The organism is Massilia luteola (assembly GCF_034420155.1).
GTDB classification, from domain to species: Bacteria; Pseudomonadota; Gammaproteobacteria; order Burkholderiales; family Burkholderiaceae_D; genus Telluria; species Telluria luteola.
The window spans coordinates 39687-56116 of the sequence record NZ_JAXOFN010000033.1 but is presented as its reverse complement, the minus strand read 5'-3'; the positions used below and the strand labels follow the sequence as shown (position 1 = coordinate 56116).

Annotated in this window: 12 protein-coding genes and 2 tRNA genes; 5 read left to right on the top strand and 9 right to left on the bottom strand. The window is 62.6% G+C overall.

What is annotated here, in order from left to right; all coding sequences use genetic code 11:
- The first annotated feature begins 36 nt into the window (after positions 1–36).
- The 3 genes from U9J41_RS24740 to U9J41_RS24730 are packed head-to-tail and all read left to right on the top strand — an operon-like array spanning position 37 to position 5381.
- Entirely contained in the window at positions 37–2526 is a 2490-nt protein-coding gene (locus U9J41_RS24740) for a type VI secretion system Vgr family protein (protein ID WP_322404828.1), read from the top strand.
- Between the two features lie 18 nt (positions 2527–2544).
- The gene (locus U9J41_RS24735) at positions 2545–4707 is read left to right on the top strand and encodes a glycoside hydrolase family 19 protein (RefSeq protein WP_322404827.1); all 2163 of its coding nucleotides are present in this window, start codon (positions 2545–2547) and stop codon (positions 4705–4707) included.
- On the top strand, positions 4704–5381 hold the full coding sequence (locus tag U9J41_RS24730; RefSeq protein ID WP_322404826.1) for a hypothetical protein: 678 nt from the start codon (positions 4704–4706) through the stop codon (positions 5379–5381). Before U9J41_RS24735 ends, U9J41_RS24730 begins: the two co-directional genes overlap by 4 nt.
- 329 nt (positions 5382–5710) lie before the next feature.
- Here U9J41_RS24730 and U9J41_RS24725 read toward each other — a convergent pair whose 3' ends face one another.
- The 9 genes from U9J41_RS24725 to U9J41_RS24685 all read right to left on the bottom strand — a co-directional run bounded on the left by U9J41_RS24725 (position 5711) and on the right by U9J41_RS24685 (position 13711).
- Positions 5711–5995, bottom strand: coding sequence for a hypothetical protein (locus U9J41_RS24725; protein WP_322404825.1), 285 nt, complete (start codon positions 5993–5995; stop codon positions 5711–5713).
- 88 nt (positions 5996–6083) lie between these two features.
- On the bottom strand, positions 6084–6416 hold the full coding sequence (locus U9J41_RS24720; protein ID WP_322404823.1) for an HNH endonuclease signature motif containing protein: 333 nt from the start codon (positions 6414–6416) through the stop codon (positions 6084–6086).
- 41 nt (positions 6417–6457) lie between these two features.
- A complete protein-coding gene (locus U9J41_RS24715) occupies positions 6458–7552 on the bottom strand; it encodes a tartrate dehydrogenase (protein WP_322404821.1) in 1095 nt (364 codons plus the stop codon).
- A 25-nt stretch (positions 7553–7577) separates the two neighbouring features.
- Positions 7578–8963, bottom strand: coding sequence for an MFS transporter (locus tag U9J41_RS24710; protein WP_322404819.1), 1386 nt, complete (start codon positions 8961–8963; stop codon positions 7578–7580).
- Positions 8964–9094: 131 nt separating this feature from the next.
- The gene (locus U9J41_RS24705; RefSeq protein ID WP_322404817.1) at positions 9095–9244 is read right to left on the bottom strand and encodes a hypothetical protein; all 150 of its coding nucleotides are present in this window, start codon (positions 9242–9244) and stop codon (positions 9095–9097) included.
- 184 nt (positions 9245–9428) lie between these two features.
- A tRNA-Asn gene (locus tag U9J41_RS24700) sits at positions 9429–9504 on the bottom strand.
- A 22-nt stretch (positions 9505–9526) separates the two neighbouring features.
- Entirely contained in the window at positions 9527–10630 is a 1104-nt protein-coding gene (locus tag U9J41_RS24695; protein WP_322404815.1) for an acyl-CoA dehydrogenase family protein, read from the bottom strand.
- A 109-nt stretch (positions 10631–10739) separates the two neighbouring features.
- Entirely contained in the window at positions 10740–13454 is a 2715-nt protein-coding gene (locus U9J41_RS24690; RefSeq protein WP_322404813.1) for a pectinesterase family protein, read from the bottom strand.
- Positions 13455–13635: 181 nt separating this feature from the next.
- Positions 13636–13711: transfer RNA gene (locus U9J41_RS24685), tRNA-Asn, on the bottom strand.
- Between the two features lie 113 nt (positions 13712–13824).
- Here U9J41_RS24685 and purT point away from each other — a divergent pair.
- Together purT and U9J41_RS24675 are read left to right on the top strand one after the other, a co-directional pair.
- On the top strand, positions 13825–15039 hold the full coding sequence (gene purT, locus U9J41_RS24680) for a formate-dependent phosphoribosylglycinamide formyltransferase (RefSeq protein WP_322404811.1): 1215 nt from the start codon (positions 13825–13827) through the stop codon (positions 15037–15039).
- A gap of 209 nt (positions 15040–15248) precedes the next feature.
- The gene (locus tag U9J41_RS24675) at positions 15249–16421 is read left to right on the top strand and encodes a hypothetical protein (RefSeq protein WP_322404809.1); all 1173 of its coding nucleotides are present in this window, start codon (positions 15249–15251) and stop codon (positions 16419–16421) included.
- Positions 16422–16430: the final 9 nt, after the last annotated feature.

Sequence of the window (16430 nt, the reverse complement as noted above, 5' to 3'; positions counted from 1 at the left end):
GGAAATCAGATACCTAAAAACGCTCGGAGGCAACACATGGATGGAAACCAAGCGATCGCGGCGGGCGCTGCGCTGTCGGCGTTCAGTCACAATGCCCAGCACGACCGCCTGATGCGCCTGGACTTCCCCCTCGATGATGGACCGGAAGCGATCCTTCTGCCGAACCGGATGACCGCGCGCGAAGAAGTCTCACGCTGCTTTCGCGTCGAAGCCGAACTCCTGTCGGACGACGCCCGAATTCCCCTGAAGGCGATGATGGCCAGGATGGTGACGATTTCCGTCGTGCGCGAAGACGGCTCTCTGCGTTACTTCAACGGCTACGTCACCGAATTCCGCTTCGTGCGCGCCGACGGCGGTTTCGCGTTCTACCGCATGGTGCTGGAACCGTGGCTGGCATTCACCAGGCTGCGCAAGGACAACGTATCGTTCCACGGCAAGAGCGTCATCGAACTGACCGAACTTACCTTCGCCCATTACCGCCAGGCCGACTGGCGGACGCACATCATCGACGACGATCCGCGGCTGACCTGTGCGAACCAGTACGACGAGACCGACTACAACCATTTGCATCGCCGCTGGGAGGCACTTGGGCTGATGTATTGGTACGAGCACCGGGCCGATGGACACACGCTCTGGCTCACCGATAGAAGCACGCTCGTGCAACCGATCGATCCGACCGGGAGCGACGATTCCGCCGCAATTCCGTTCCGCGACAAGGCCGGCTCGCTCGAAGACGATGGCATCCGCGAATGGAGCCCCGTGCGCCGCATCGGTTCCGGCCAGACGACCCTGGCCAGCTTCGACTACAAGAACCCGATTGTGCAGCGTTCGACCGCCGAATCCCTCAACAACCAGGGCGACGTCTATCCATACGAGGTCTACGAAAACACTGGGTCGTACGGTTTTCGCACCCACGACGACGGCGAAAAGCTCGCCTACCGGCGCATGGGCGAGCGCGACGCGAACACCCAATATTTCGAAGCGCGCGGCAACGATCGGACCGCCCAGCCGGGCCGGTTCTTCAAGCTCGGCGGCCACTTCAGCGCCGAGCTGCAGGCCGCCAGGTGGGACGAGGCGCCGCACCCCAGCATCGCCGACCGGGACTACCTGATCCTGTCCGTCGACCACGAGGCCAGCAACAACTACCAGGCCGGACCGGGCGCGCCGTCGAACTACGAGAACACGTTCCGCTGCGTGCGCAAAGATATTCAGTGGCGCCCGGGCCGCAACTACAACAGCCAGCCCTGCACCTATCCCGGCATCCAGACAGCCATCGTCGTCGGACCTGACGGGGCCGAGATCCACACCGATGGCTACGGGCGCGTCAGGGTCCAGTTCCACTGGGATAGGCTGGGCAATTACGACGAGAACAGTTCTCCTTGGCTTCGCATCATGTCGCCCGGCGCGGGCAGTCGGTTCGGAAATATTCGCCTACCGCGGGTCGGCGAGGAAGTGGCGGTGGTCTTTCTGGACGCGAACATCGATCACCCGGTCATTCTTGGTGCGCTGTACAACTACACGCACATGCCGCCGTGGAAGTTGCCGGGACAGCAGGCCTTGTCCGGGCTGCGGAGTCGGGAATTGCAGGGAGGCGAAGGCGGCAGGCGCGGCAATCACCTGATCCTTGACGACACGGCCGGGAAGATCCAGGCGCAGTTGAAAAGCGATCATCAGTGCAGCCAGTTGTCGCTGGGCCATATTACCCGCATCGAAGATACAAACGGACGCAAGGATGCCCGCGGGGAAGGCTGGGAGCTACGGACTGACGGCCACGGCGTCGCGCGCGCTGCCAAAGGTATGCTGCTCACCACCGAACCGCGCAACAATGCCGTTCTACACAGCAAGGACATGGGCGAAACTGTCGAGCGCCTGTCTGCGGCCGGAGATATTCACGAGAATCTGGTGGAAACGGCCAGACTGAACAGTGCGCAAGAGTCGCCGACACAGCAGGGCGCCATAGTCGAAGTCATCAAGAAGCAAAATAACGGTATCAAGGGTAGCGGAACTAACGACGCCAAGTTTCCGGAACTGGCCGAGCCGCACTTAGTACTGTCCAGCCCGGCCGGCATCGCGACCTCCACGGTTCGTTCGACGCATATCGCCAGCAATGAGAATACCGCGCTTACCACTGGCCGCAGCCTGTCGATCGCCAGCGGAGACAGCCTGTTTGCCAGCGTTCGTCAGACCTTCCGCTTGTTCGTACACAAGGCCGGCATAAAACTAGTTGCCTCGGCAGGAAACATCGACATGGAGGCGCTGTCGGACAGCATCAACCTTCTTGCCAAGCTAAACATTACACAAAGCGCCAATACGATCACCATTACCGCCAAAGAAGACGTAGTGATCAATGGCGGAGGAAGCTATGTGAAGTTCTCTGCCGGTGGAATTGAACATGGCACCAATGGCACCTTTGTCGCGCATGCGGCGACGCACAGCTTCGTTGAGGCCAAGACCATGGACGCCAAAGTATTGATCCCTAGGCAGGGCGGTCACGATCCAAAAGGTTCTTTTATCTTCTCGGCATAAGCGAGCGGTGCAATTAAGATGATCATTACCTATCCCATCAACATTCCGTACACCAAGGGCAGTGAGCAACGAGTAATGCCCGGTGCGATATTCAACAATAGCGAAATCCTGAGCGGCACCTACCCAATGGGAAAGAACCGCTTTTGGCACGGCGGTGTGCATGTGCACCCAAGCGACCGCGCCACGGCAATCCGGGCAATCGCCGACGGAGAAGTGATCGCCTACCGCTACGACGAGACCGACTCCACAGACCTCTATTTCGACAAGATGCCGTATTCGCGTAGCTTCGTCCTGCTCAAGCATGAAACTGAACTCGGCCAGACTACGCTCGGCACCGCGAAGCTGACTTTTTACTCGCTCTACATGCACCTGCGCGCGTGGGGCGAAGTCAAGGGCAAGAGCGGTACGGATGCGGTGAACTTCCTAAGAAAAGCTGTAGCGGAACATGCACAACTTGATGCGAATGGCCAACCAGTGCTGGGCAAACACAAACGCCCCGTCGTAGATAAAGCCCATGTCGAATTCGTCGTGCCGACTGTTGACGGTGCCTGCCATTGCGGCAGCGGTTATCAGCGCGTGCAGCGCGGCGATATCCTGGGCTACTGCGGTTGCATTCCCGACAATATGACCACGCCATCACGGGGCATCCATTTCGAAATTTTTTTGGACGACGTGGCTTTCCTCGACAACGCAATGAAAACGGTGTGGGGTCGCTGTGTTCTCACTAGCGAACTGAGCGTATTGAGGGAACTGCAAATCAAGGAAGTGATTGCCGTGGATCCCGCCAAGCCGCTGACTGTCGCCAATGACGAATCGGGCGACGGCTACAAAAAAGTCTCCGTCGGTAAGCATTCCTATTGGGTGAGCGACGACCAAATCACCAGCTTCGAAGTTGATGTGCCGCCCCTCAAGAACAAAAGGCAGACAATCAAGCTAACGCAGCACCACGCGAATACCGGGGAACTGCGCTGCTACACGAAAAATCCGAGCAAGAACCGCAAAACCTTGCCCAAAGGCACGCTGATCATTCCTTGGGTTGATCCATGGATGAAAGTTGGCGAATTCCGGGAAGAAAGAATTGACGGCAAAAACTGGGTCCAACTGTACATGCCTAGCACGAACGAATTGTATTGGACCGAAAAGTGCACACTTCATTACAGCAGCGACGCCGACTGGCCAGATTTTCACAAATTTGAGGAGCATGGTCTGTTCAGCAGGGACGGCTTCATTGACGACGGCGGCATCCGGACGCTATGCGATGCTTACGAAAAAGACCGCGCGACCAAAAATCTCGGCGCATTGGACACCGACGAAGACAAGCTGCGGCACCTGATCACTTGCCACCCGACCGAATGGAGCAACCAAGACATTGCGAAGCGCTTTGGGCGAGTCACACAAGAAGATGTTGGCGCGGCCAAACTGACACCCGAGCAATTCACCAAGCTGACCGCGCATATTGAACGGCTAACATTTTGGGAGCAAGTGCCGGGTTTACCTGCTGCAACTACGGTATGGCATGTTCACCCCGTAAGGTTTATTGAACAACTGGCGAAATGCATGTGGCTGTCAAAAAATGAGCTGGAACTGATTTATCCTGAAAAGAGCGCATCAGGTGAGGCGATCAGCCATGGTACGACGGCTGAAGTGCGGGAGAAGTATCGTGTCGATATCAACAAGTGCTGCTACCGCTATGGTGTCAATTCACGGCTGCGTCAAGCTCACTTCTTCGGTCAGGGCGCAATCGAAAGCAGGAGCCTGAACCTGATGGTGGAAACTTCTTCAGGCACTCAATATGAGAATAAACATAATCTCGGCAACTACCAGCCTGGCGATGGCTTTCGCTTTAAGGGGCGTAGTTTCAAACAATTAACTGGTCGCTACAATTATTCAGAATATTGGTGCTTCAAGGGATGGCTGAAAAAAGGCAAGGATTTCGATGTGGGCTGGGAGCACGACCCAACTAAACGTTACCCGAAGATCGACAACCCTGAAAGAGTGATCGAGAGCACTTTCAATTGCATTGACGCCGGATGCTGGTACATCACCGTATTCCGGCACAACACCGTGGCCGCCATGGATCAGGACGATGTCATTAAAGTTACCGAAGCCATCAATGGCGGAGATAATGGCCTAGAGGAACGCACAGAATTCACCAACCGGATAAAGAGGATTCTTTTATGAGAGCGTTAGTTTTGACAGTATGCATAGCGATGTCATCCTGGGGCTCACAGTCGCAAGCGGCGGCAGCGGTTAATTATAACGTCCGTGACAGCAAGCCGATGAAAGATGTCTCGATTCAAATAGTGTCGTTCGACGCGCTCGCCGGCTTGGACCAAAACGCTATCAAAAAGATCAATACAACGTTGATAGCTGCATCTGCTTCGTTCGGCAAGGAAGCAAAGAAATGTGGCGCCGCCGCTCAAGGTCACCCATGGGGATACGAATTAGCGCTAGAAAAGGTCCTTCGCTCTGAAAAATATCTAAGTGTAGTTTTTGACAAGTCGACCGTGTGCGCAGGGTCGCCAGATATAGAGAAAGAAGCGCGTGTTTTTTCGCTCCCAACTGGCGACCTTGTTCCAGCCAGAAATTTATTTAAGCAGATTTTCCCAACCACCAAACTCATTATCGGCGCGTCACCTAACAAAGAATTGATTCGACTCGACGACGAAATGGCCGAGACCATGATCGACGACAGCAAAGAGATATTAAAAATTTACGACAGCCGATGCGATTTTTTCCTGAAGAATACCTCGTACCGAATTTGGATGGATGGGAAAAATTTAATTCTTTTCCCTGAATTCATACAGCCTGAATCTTTCTGCCAGAAAGAATATTTAATCCAGCTCGAGGATTAAATTGCACGGTCAGGGCTATCGTGGCCCAACGATCCGACGGATCACCGCAGTAAGATGATCAGCCGTTCGCCACCGCTTGGTATGGATAGGAAACCCATCTCACAACTGGTCATCGCCATCGGCGGCGAAGCGGCCAAAGAGATTTTTGATTCCTCTACTCTAACGGTAAGGTGACATGCAGCGCCGAGCCGGGAGAATGTTTGCGGAGCAAAGAAAAAGTGGTCTGCATCTGCCAGCCGCGTAGCAACTATCGCTGTTTCTTGATGTGAATCTACGAACTGGCGAAAGAATTTCTGGTGTGGGTCGCTAAAGCGTCCGCTCGGCCACCTTCAACCGGCGCCAGCCCGGATGTGCAAAGCGGGAACCGGGACCGCTGCGATACCGGACTCAAATTCAGCCAGCCGCTCGATAACCGACGGATTCTTTGCATACCGTTTCTTCAGTCGCGCGAGTTCCTTGTCCGTTCCCTTGGACAGCTTTTGTATTTCACGATTCACCTCCCGCATGCGCCGCTTTTCATTGAGGTCGGGTATTTCGCCGCGCATGTGATCGCACCCTTCGAGCCGGTCAACGAAATGTTGCACACCACCAGGCATCGATTCGTATGCCAGCAATCGCTACATCGGCATGGGCATCGGCAAGTAAAAGCCGAGCAGCAGTTTTCGCATCTCATCCTCCAATCGAAAGATGACTATACCCACATCAGCCGCTCTTCTTCTTATTCGCCATAAACGTCCGCGCATAAAACCCCAGCGGCTTCTTCGCCACCCAGTCGATGAACGCGCGAATGTCGTCATCGCCCCGCAGCGCCTCCCACGTGTAGTAGGCGCGCAGCAATTCGCGTTCGGAAAAGGTCGCGTGGATCTTGCGATGGCAGATCTTGTGGATCGGGTATTGCTCCCTGCCCTTCAGCGATTTCGGGATCAGGTGATGCCGGTCGATGTTGACTGTGCCGAGCGGCCGGCCGCACAGCGGGCACGGGCCGTCCGCCGCGGGCGGTTCGGGAATATCGGGGAGAAAGGGACGGCGCGCCATGGATCTCATATCGGGGCGGCCGCGCCCGTTTCAAAGCGCCATCAGCCGCGCACGCGCGCCGCGATGGCGTCGCCGACCTCGACCGTCGTCGCCGTGCCGCCCAGGTCGCCCGTGCGCGGGCCGCTCTTAAGGACGTCTTCGATCGCGGCCACGATGGCGTCGTGCGCCTCGCCGCAGCGCGGGTCGGGGTCGGTGCCGGCGGCGAGGAATGCGAGCATCATCGCGCCCGACCAGATCATCGCGATGGGATTGGCGATGCCCTTGCCGGCGATGTCCGGCGCGGAGCCGTGCACGGGCTCGAACAGCGACGGGAACGTGCGGTCCGGGTTCAGGTTGCCGGACGGCGCCAGGCCGATCGTGCCCGTGCAGGCCGGGCCGAGGTCGGACAGGATGTCGCCGAACAGGTTCGACGCCACGACGACGTCGAAGCGGTCGGGCTGCAGCACGAAGCGGGCCGTCAGGATGTCGATGTGCTGCTTGTCGACCGTCACCTGCGGGTAGTCGGCGTGGACGGCGTCCGCGCGGCCGTCCCACCACGGCATGCTGATGGCGATGCCGTTCGATTTCGTCGCGACGGTGAGGTGACGGCGCCGGCGCGCGTTGGCCAGTTCGAAGGCGTAGCGCAGCACGCGGTCGGTGCCGTGGCGCGTGAACACGGATTCCTGGATCACCATCTCGCGCTCGGTGCCCGGGAACATCACGCCGCCGAGGTTCGTGTACTCGCCTTCCGTGTTTTCGCGCACGACGAAGAAGTCGATGTCGCCCGGCTTGCGGCCGGCCAGCGGACACGGCACGCCTTCGAACAGGCGCACCGGACGCAGGTTGATGTACTGGTCGAATTCGCGCCGGAACTTGAGCAGCGAGCCCCAGAGCGAGATGTGGTCCGGCACGAGCGCCGGCCAGCCGACGGCCCCGAAATAGATGGCATCCATCTCGGACAATTGTTCCTTCCAGTCGGGTGGCATCATCTCGCCGTGCTGGATGTACCAGTCGCAACTGGCCCACGGAAAATGCGTGAACTCCAGGTGCAGGTCGAAGCGTTCGGCCGCGGCCGCCAATACCTTCAAACCTTCCGGCAGGACTTCCTTGCCGATGCCGTCGCCGGCAATCGCGGCGATCTTGAAACGTCGTGTCATTGTTTTCTTTCTTGAATGGTGCGGCTCACACGGCCGGCGCCGCGACGACGAGGCGCGAGAAGCTTGCCACGCTGGCCGCGAACGAAAACGCGGCGGCGATCCCGAGGGCGATCCACGGTCCGCGCACGTGGGAGATGGTAAGGCAGAACGCGACGAGCGCGGCGCCCGTTGCCTGCCCCGTCAGGCGCGCGGTCGCGACCATGCCGCTGGCGCTGCCGCTGCGGGACGCCGGCGCGCTGCCCATGATCGCCTTCACGTTGGGCGCCTGGAAGAAGCCGAACCCGATGCCGCACACGGCCATGCGCCAGCCGATGTCGAGGGCGGACGGCGCCGCCGGCAAACGCATCATCGTGACCAGGCCGGCCGCGAGAATCATCAGGCCGATGCCGCCCAGTAATCCCGGCGAATAACGATCGGAGAGCCGTCCGGCCACGGGCGCCATCACGCCGACGAGCACGGGCCACGGCGTCATCAGGAAGCCCGTCTCGACGGGCGAGCGGCCCAGCGTCGTCTCGAAGAAGAACGGCAGCGCGACGAAGGCGAGCGCCTGCGCGGCGAACGTGCAGACGGCGGTGACGGTCGACAGTGCGAACAATGGCCGGCGGAACAGATCGACCGGCAACAATGGCGCCGGATGCCCGCGCTCGCGGCGCAGCAGCAGGCCGAAGAACACGAGCGCGACGAGCGCCTCGGGCAACAGCGTCTTCATGTCGACGCGGTGCGCGGCATCGCCCAGCGCCAGCACGGCCATCGAGAACGCGACGACGTTGTAGATGCCCGCGACACGGTCGACACGGTGGCTGGCACGGCGCGTGTCCGGCAACACCTTGCGCGCCATAAAAAACGCGACGATGCCCGGCAACACGTTAATGCCAAACAGCCATTGCCACGACGACGCAGCGAGAATGATGGACGCCAGGCTCGGCCCGAGCGCGAAGCCGATCGCGACGACGAGCGCGTTGTTGCCGAATCCGCGTCCGTGCAGCCGGGCCGGATACGTGGCGCGCAGCAGTGCCGTGTTGACGCCCATGATGGCGCTGGCGCCGAGGCCCTGGAACAGGCGCGCGACGATCAGCACGGGCAGCGACCACGCGAGCGCGCACGCGAGCGAGGCGAGCGTGAACAACGCCATCCCGGCGACGTAGACGCGGCGGTAGCCGATGGTCTCGCCCAGCGCCGCGATCGGCAGCAAGGTGGCGACCATCGCCAGCTGGTAGGCATTCACGATCCACACGGAATCGGCCGGCGTGGCGTGCAATTGCTCCGCCATCGCGGGCAGCGCGGTGTTGGCGATGGCGGTGTCGAGCGCCGACATGCCCACCCCAAGCGCGAGGGCGAAGATGGCCCAGATACGCGGCCCCGGGGGCAATCCGTCCTGTTCGAGAATTGTTGTATTGACTGTTGCTTGCATGCTCGATCCTGACGGCAAAGGATCGATTGTAGGCCTGTTGGGCGAAGCCTGCAGGGCCGCCTCCGTTTGCATACGGCCCGTATTCACAGGCGATTCGACGAACCGGCCAGGTTCGACCGGCGCGCGCGACGTCAGCAGCCGCCCGCTTTCACGCATTCGACGGCTAGCCCGAACAGCGGCCGCAACCGCGTACCGAAGACGTTGCCGGTGAACGCGGCATGGCGCGCGTCTTCGGCCTGTGCGAGATACCAGGCGCCGAGCACGATGAGCAGCAGGGGCACGCCGAGCGGTTTCGGATTGACGCCGGCGCGACGAGGGAGAGCCGAAGAAGCCAGAGTGGACATCGGGGAACGAGCGATGGATGACGTAAGTCGTTATTTTCGCTCGTTTTTTGTTTCCTGCCGGCGAACGCCGGGAAAACGAAAAAGCCGCGCAGTGAGACACACGCGCGGCCTTTTGACATTCTGGCTCCCCGACCTGGACTCGAACCAGGGACCTGCGGATTAACAGTCCGTCGCTCTACCGACTGAGCTATCAGGGAATTGAGGCCGCATTATAACGGCTCAGCCTTGCGGCATCAAGAGCGCATGTTGCGACGCCGTGTGGAAATCGCGCCAGACGCGGTTGATGTCGCTGTCCGCGCGCGCCGCGAAGAGGCCGCAGTACGGGTACAGCGTGTCGACCGCGTGGCGCGACGCCGCCACCCATTCCTGCGCCAGCGCCTGCATCTGCGCGGCCTGTTCGTCCGCAACGCCGGCGCCGGCGCAGACGTCGGCCCAGCACGCATCGAGCAGAGAGTAGAAACGGCCGCGCACCTCCATCAGGCGGCCGCGCGCGCCATCCAGCGCGGCGCGCACGGCCGGCACCTCGATCAGCGGCCCGTTGTGCCCGCCGAAGCGGTTGCGCCGGCGCGCGATGCAGTCGGCGGCGAGGTCGACGAAGTGCGCCGCCATGCCGGCCACGTTCGCCGCGAGCGTGACGAAGGCGAACGGCAGGAACGGGAAGCGGTACAGCGGCCCTTGCGCGCACGCGGCGGCCGGGTCGATGACGAAGCCGTGGTCGGCGTGGACCCACGCGGCGCGGATGCGGTAGGCGTGCGAGGCCGTCGCCCTCAGGCCGATGCTGCGCCAGCGCGGCACGATCTCGACGATGTCCCTGGGGACGACGAAGGCCAGCATGCGCGGCTGGCCGTTCGCGTCCAGCAGCGGCACGCCGTTCGCGCGCAGGTATGCGTTGAACGTGAAGTGGGTCGCCATCGGCGCGCCGCTCGCGTAGTCCCACTCGCCGTCGATGCGCCAGCCGTCGCCCTCGCGGTCCGCGTGGCCGGTCGGGGCGCCGCTGCCGGCGAGGCAGGCGCGCGGCGTGGCCAGGATGGCGCGCGCCAGGTACGGCGGCAAAAAGCCGGCGAACCAGCCGGCGCCGGCGCACAGGGTGACGGTCCAGCCGACGCTGCCGTCGATGCGCGCGATCGCTTCTTCCAGGCGCACGACGTCAGGCAGCGGCCGCTCGTCCCCGCCGACGGCGCGCGGCGCCAGCATGCGCAGCCAGCCGCGGCGGTGGATGAGGGCCTGGTGGACCGGATGCAGCCAGCCGTCCGCATCGGCGGCGGCGGCGTGGCGGGCGATGCGGGCGGCGTCGCGCGCAGGAAGTGGAGACAAGATGGACATCGTGACGGGCGCGGAAGTGGAAAAAGACCGCGCATCGGTGACATGCGTACGCGGCTTTGCGGATTCTAGCGCCCCGGCACGGGGTCGGGCCACATGAGATTGCGCGTGCTCAGGGCGCCACCTGCCAGTTGGCGTATTCGGCCAGGTAGGGTTCGCCGCTCCGGCCGTCGCGATAGGCCGTCTGCGCGCCGCCGATGGTCGTCGGATTCCACGGCCCCGAACCGAACGCGATGTGCTCGCCCAGCACCGAGTTCCGGACGATCATCTTACCGATGGCACCCGGGCCGTCGTCCCACTGGCGCGCAAAAAACACGCTGGCGGGCTGCGTCGCGGCGTCGGCCAGGAATACGCAGCCGTCGAACAGGAAGCCGTAGGGCTGCGACGCCAGCGTGGACGGCGCGGCGATGTAGCCGCCGGCCGGCTTGCGCACGCCGGTATAGCGCACCGCCACCCCCTCGAACACGCCGACGCCGGGACCGAAGATGAAGTCGACGTCGCCGCCGATCTCGCCGCCCGTGAAATAACTGCGCTTGCCGCTGTTGGACAGGTACAGCGTGTCCTGTTTGCTCAGCAGCCGGGTGTTGTCGAACTGGACGCGGTCGGCCTTGTCGATCATGACGGCCAGCGCCTGCCCGTTGCCCGCGTCCGTGTTCTGGAACGTCAGGTTCGCGGCCTGGAACCCGTTGTTGCGCACGCGGATCGCCGTCGAGCATTCCTTGCCGACCGCCGTCGTCTTGCGCGAACACGCCTTGTACAGCGCGGCGGCATCGCCGTTGCCCGCATACGTCGCGGCGCTCACCAGCGCGTTGTAGCTCGCGCCCGGGCTGTTCTGGTTCAGGGGGCTGGTCACCACGACCCTGGACGCGTCGGCCTCCGTGCTGTACAGGGTGACCGGCGTGGCGGTGTTGGCCACGACCAGCAGCTCCGGGTAGGTGCCCGGCATGACGCGGATGGCGACGCGCTCCTTCGTCACGGTGCTCGCGGCGTTCAGGGCCGCCTGGATGGTCGTGAAGTTGCCGCTGCCGTCCGGCGCGACCGTGAAGTCCGGCACGATCCGGCCCGTGTCGACGTGGCCGGCATTCACCGCCTGCGGCGCCCAAGAGTCGGCGCCGGCGAGCGCCCTGGCGACCGTGTAGCCGGCGGCCTGCGCGTCGCTCAGGAACGGGCGCCTGGCGTTGGCGACCGCGTCCGGGTCGATGGCGAGCCTGCCGGCGCCGGAATAGGTCAGGTTGTGCAGCTTCAGGGCCGCGGCCGACGTGGCGCGCTTGTACGGATAGGTCGGCGTCCAGCCCAGCTCGTTGGTATAGGGGCCGACCGTGAAGTGGCTCGCGGCGGCCGCGGCGGTGGCCTTGGTCCAGTTGGCTTCCAGCGCGGCCCTGGCGGCCGCTTCGAGGTCGGCGGACGCGTGTACGCCGTTGATCCAGGAACCGACGTCCTTGAACTGGTAGCCGTTCGCATTCGCGATGACCCGGGACGCGGTGGCGTTCGGCCCGCTGATCTCGAAGACATTACCTTCGGACAGGATCTTCGATTCGGCGCCCATGCCGATGAAATAGCTGAGCCGGTAATCCGCGGCGGCGGTGTCGCCCTTGTAGTAGTTGTTGTAGACGTGGATGCGGCCGAAGCGGGCGCGCGGCGCGCGCTGCACGGAGTTTTCCCAGACGTCATTGCTGAACGTGAGGTGGTTGTAGTCACGCTCCTTGTAGCCGTTCTGGTCGCCCGAGCCGCCCACCATATTGGTCTTGTCGTGGTTCCGGAAGACCGTGTACGAGATGGTGACGTAGTCCGAGCTGTCCTCGATGTCGATCAGGCCGTCGTGCCGCTGCACTTCGCTGGTGACGCCGTTGATCGTCACGACCTCGGCCGAATCGAAGTGCGCGCCGTCGCTCAGCGTGCAATGGTCGATCCACAACTGCTTGCCGGTCACGACCGAGATCGCCTTGTAGCTGGAATTCCACTCCTTGCCGTTCCAGTTGGCGGTGAGGTCCTGCGGCGCCTGGAATTCCAGGTTGCGGATGACGATGTTCCTGGTCGCATTGACGGAGAAGTAGCCGTCGATCAGCTTCGCGTCCGTGCCCACGCCGAGGATCGTCGTGTTGGAGGGGATGATGGCCTGGATCTGCGCCTTCTGGTAGCGGCGCAGCGTGCTGCCCGCCGAGCTCAGCGCCGAGATCCGGGCACGCTGTGCGATGGCCGCGGCGTCGCCCTGCGCCACCCTGGCGTTCAGCGCCGCCATGTAGGCCGTGTCCAGGCTTTGCAGGTAGAGGTTCCAGTCCCACTTGGCCGCGGTGGCATTGAGCGTCTTGTAGTAGGCCTCGTCGGCCCGCCTGCCGTTGCCGAGGTCGGTACCGTAGATGGTGCCGGCGACGTAGACGATCTTCGGTTCGGCCTTGGCCGCCGCCGGATTCAGTGCGTAGGTGGGACTGTTGACGTTGGCCAGCGCGGCGTTCAGCTCTGCCCAGTCGTGGACGACATACACGTTGCTGGCCGGCGCGCCCGCGCCGCCCGTCGTGCCCTCGCCCTGCGAGGCCCAGCCGCTGACCGTCGTGGACTGCACCGGCATGTGCGGGATCGCCGGGGTGGCGGGCATGGCGGGCGTTGCCGGCGTACCCGGTCCGCCCGGCGTGGCCGGGGTGGCGGGCGTCGCCGGCGTCGCCGCAGGGACGGTGGACACGCTGGCCGCCGTCACCGCCTGCGCGCCGTGGCTCTCCGGTTCGCCGCCGCCGCCGCCGCACCCCTGCATCAGCATCGCGACGGCGAGCGCGCCGACGCCCGCCCCGCGCACCCGCCAACCTCGCTCGAACCCGATCGACTGCATGTCCATCTCGCCTCCTCATCGTTGGTATTGGTCGAGCCAGTTTAGCTGCGGTCGGACCAAAGATGAGAAACGTGGCCAAAAACATAATGCCGTCGGTTGGATTTCACAATGTCGGCATGCGCATCGCGCAGCACGGCGCCGGAAATAAGAAAGGCCGCTTCTGCAAAGAAGCGGCCTTCCGGAATTCTGGCTCCCCGACCTGGACTCGAACCAGGGACCTGCGGATTAACAGTCCGTCGCTCTACCGACTGAGCTATCAGGGAATTGAGGCAATATTATAGCAGGAAATCGGGGATTGCCAAATGCCCCTCCGGCGTGCGCACGGCGGCGCGGTTTGCTATAGTCGCCACTCCGCGCGACTTACACTATTCTCTCAATGACCACCGCACGCACCTTCGGCACGCCCCTCTCCCCTTCCGCAACCAAAGTCATGCTGCTCGGCTCTGGCGAACTCGGCAAGGAAGTCATCATCTCGCTGCAACGCCTCGGCGTCGAAGTGATCGCCGTCGACCGCTACCCGAACGCGCCCGGCCACCAGGTCGCCCACCGCGCGCACGTGATCGACATGACGGACGGCGATGCGCTGGCCGCGCTGATCGAGCGCGAGCAGCCGGACCTCGTCGTGCCCGAGATCGAGGCGATCGCCACCGGCAAGCTGGCCGAACTGGAAGCCGCGGGCCGCATCACCTGCATCCCGACGGCACGCGCCGCGCAGCTGACGATGAACCGCGAAGGCATCCGCCGCCTCGCCGCCGAGGAACTGGGCCTGGCCACGTCGCCGTACCGCTTCGCCTCCAGCCTCGACGAACTCGAGGCCGCATGCGCCGAGATCGGCTTTCCGAACATCGTCAAGCCCGTGATGTCGTCGTCGGGCAAGGGCCAGTCCAGGCTGGACAGCGCGGCTGACGTCGAGAACGCCTGGAACTATGCGGCGTCCGGCAGCCGCGTGGATGCGGGCCGCGTGATCGTCGAGGGCTTCATCGACTTCGATTACGAGATCACGCTGCTGACCGTGCGCGCGATCGGTGCGGACGGCGCAATCGAGACGCGGTTCTGCGAACCGATCGGCCACAAGCAGGTGCATGGCGACTATGTCGAATCATGGCAGCCGCAGCCGATGGCGCCGCTGGCCTTGCTGCGCGCGCAGGAGATCGCCGACAAGGTCACCGCGAACCTGGGCGGCCAGGGCGTGTTCGGCGTGGAGCTGTTCGTCAAGGGCGACATGGTGTGGTTCTCGGAAGTGAGCCCGCGCCCGCACGACACCGGCATGGTGACGATGGCCACGCAGGTGCAAAGCGAATTCGAGCTGCACGCCAAGGCCATCCTCGGCCTGCCCGTGAACCCGGCACTGCGCGCGCCGGGGGCGTCCGCCGTGATCTACGGCCAGCTGGAGGAAGCGGGCATCGCGTTCGACGGCGTGGCCGACGCGCTGCGCGTGCCGGGCTGCGATATCCGCCTGTTCGGCAAGCCGGAATCGTTCGCCCGCCGCCGCATGGGCGTGGCGCTGGCGACGGCGGACGATGTCGACACGGCGCGCGCGCGGGCGCTGGAAGCGGCGGGCAAGGTGAAGCCGATTCCTGGAAACAAATAACGCTCGCGTTTCGAAAACGCAAATAATAAAAAGGGGCATCGAGCGATCGATGCCCCTTTCTCTTTTTCCCATCCGCATTTCAATCGGGCGGCGCCGCCCATTCGATACATCACAAATTCCCGCCAATCGAAAAGCAGAGAATGCATGAAGCCCCGGTATTGACTGCCGTGCCTGAGCGTCCATAAGGAAATAATCTTTAAGGAATTATCATGCGATCGCTACCTGCAATATTGTTATTGATCGGCACCATGACATGTCGAATGGCGGAAGCGCAGGCACAGTCTTGCAGTCCGGTAGGCACCTGGACAGACGATTACGGTTATACCTATCAGATCAACCCGCAATTGACCGGGTCGGTGGCCGTCGTCGGATGCGGCGGATTATGGTCGCTCAGCGTCTCGGGCACGAATCCATTTACCGCAACGGCGACCAATCCCGCGCCCAGCGGGACCTGCGCCGCGTCGTTCACCATGGTCATGACGTTTTCCGCGACGTCATGCGACAGCGCGAGCGGCACCTGGACCAATTCCGCGGGATACTCTGGCACGGATACCTGGACCAGGCGTACGGGACTGAAGATTCTCGCGCCGGTCAGCGCCGCGACCTACCAGATCGCCACGCCCGTGCCGTTCGACGCGACCGGCGCCGACAACGTGCCGATCGACTGGAATCTCGCACTGGCGTACACGACGTCGGGCGGCCGCGGCCCCTTCACGAATGCCAGCACCCTGACGACAAGTTCCGGCGTCACCCAGACCAGGACATTCGATGCGATGGGCGGCCAGTTGACAGCGACGGCAACGCAAAATTCCAGTTCCGATCGCACGGTGGTCACGATTACCGGCATCACCATTTCTGCCGACGACATTACGAACAGGCTCGTCGGCCTTTACGCCGGCGGCAGCACACCGCATTTATTGACCGGTATTGCGCAACGAGAAAGCTCGTATGTGCAGTTTTCCCAGCTCACGTTATATGGGCAATCCGCATTATGGCCCCGCGAAAGTTTCGACGGGGGGAGTCATATCGGTCTCATGCAAATGCCGGTCAGCATGCAAATGGCGTGGGACTGGATGGCGAACACGCAGGGAGGCGCCGCGCTCTTCAAGCAAAAACTGACGTTCGCAACACGATTCGAAACCCGCATCCGGAATGCCCACCCCGGCCTGCCCGCGCTCACCGGCACGCAATCGGAAAACATGGCCCTGGTGTTCTATGGCCCCTATGCGACGGGCTCGATCACCGGCCAATACTACGACGCGACATGCGTCGGCGGCACCGGCCCCCAGTGCACCGGCGGACAATGGCAATGGATCGTCAATACCGCGGGCAACGGCAGCGGCGTGGGTTACGCCGATTCGATACGCTCGCTGATGCATTAACCCCGAACC

Excerpts from the sequence above, each read along its gene's own strand:
- U9J41_RS24740 (WP_322404828.1), top strand. The coding sequence starts at position 37 with ATGGATGGAAACCAAGCGATCGCGGCGGGCGCTGCGCTGTCGGCGTTC.
- U9J41_RS24735 (WP_322404827.1), top strand. The coding sequence starts at position 2,545 with ATGATCATTACCTATCCCATCAACATTCCGTACACCAAGGGCAGTGAG.
- U9J41_RS24730 (WP_322404826.1), top strand. The coding sequence starts at position 4,704 with ATGAGAGCGTTAGTTTTGACAGTATGCATAGCGATGTCATCCTGGGGC.
- U9J41_RS24720 (WP_322404823.1), bottom strand. The coding sequence starts at position 6,416 with ATGGCGCGCCGTCCCTTTCTCCCCGATATTCCCGAACCGCCCGCGGCG.
- U9J41_RS24715 (WP_322404821.1), bottom strand. The coding sequence starts at position 7,552 with ATGACACGACGTTTCAAGATCGCCGCGATTGCCGGCGACGGCATCGGC.
- U9J41_RS24710 (WP_322404819.1), bottom strand. The coding sequence starts at position 8,963 with ATGCAAGCAACAGTCAATACAACAATTCTCGAACAGGACGGATTGCCC.
- U9J41_RS24695 (WP_322404815.1), bottom strand. The coding sequence starts at position 10,630 with ATGTCCATCTTGTCTCCACTTCCTGCGCGCGACGCCGCCCGCATCGCC.
- U9J41_RS24690 (WP_322404813.1), bottom strand. The coding sequence starts at position 13,454 with ATGGACATGCAGTCGATCGGGTTCGAGCGAGGTTGGCGGGTGCGCGGG.
- purT (WP_322404811.1), top strand. The coding sequence starts at position 13,825 with ATGACCACCGCACGCACCTTCGGCACGCCCCTCTCCCCTTCCGCAACC.
- U9J41_RS24675 (WP_322404809.1), top strand. The coding sequence starts at position 15,249 with ATGCGATCGCTACCTGCAATATTGTTATTGATCGGCACCATGACATGT.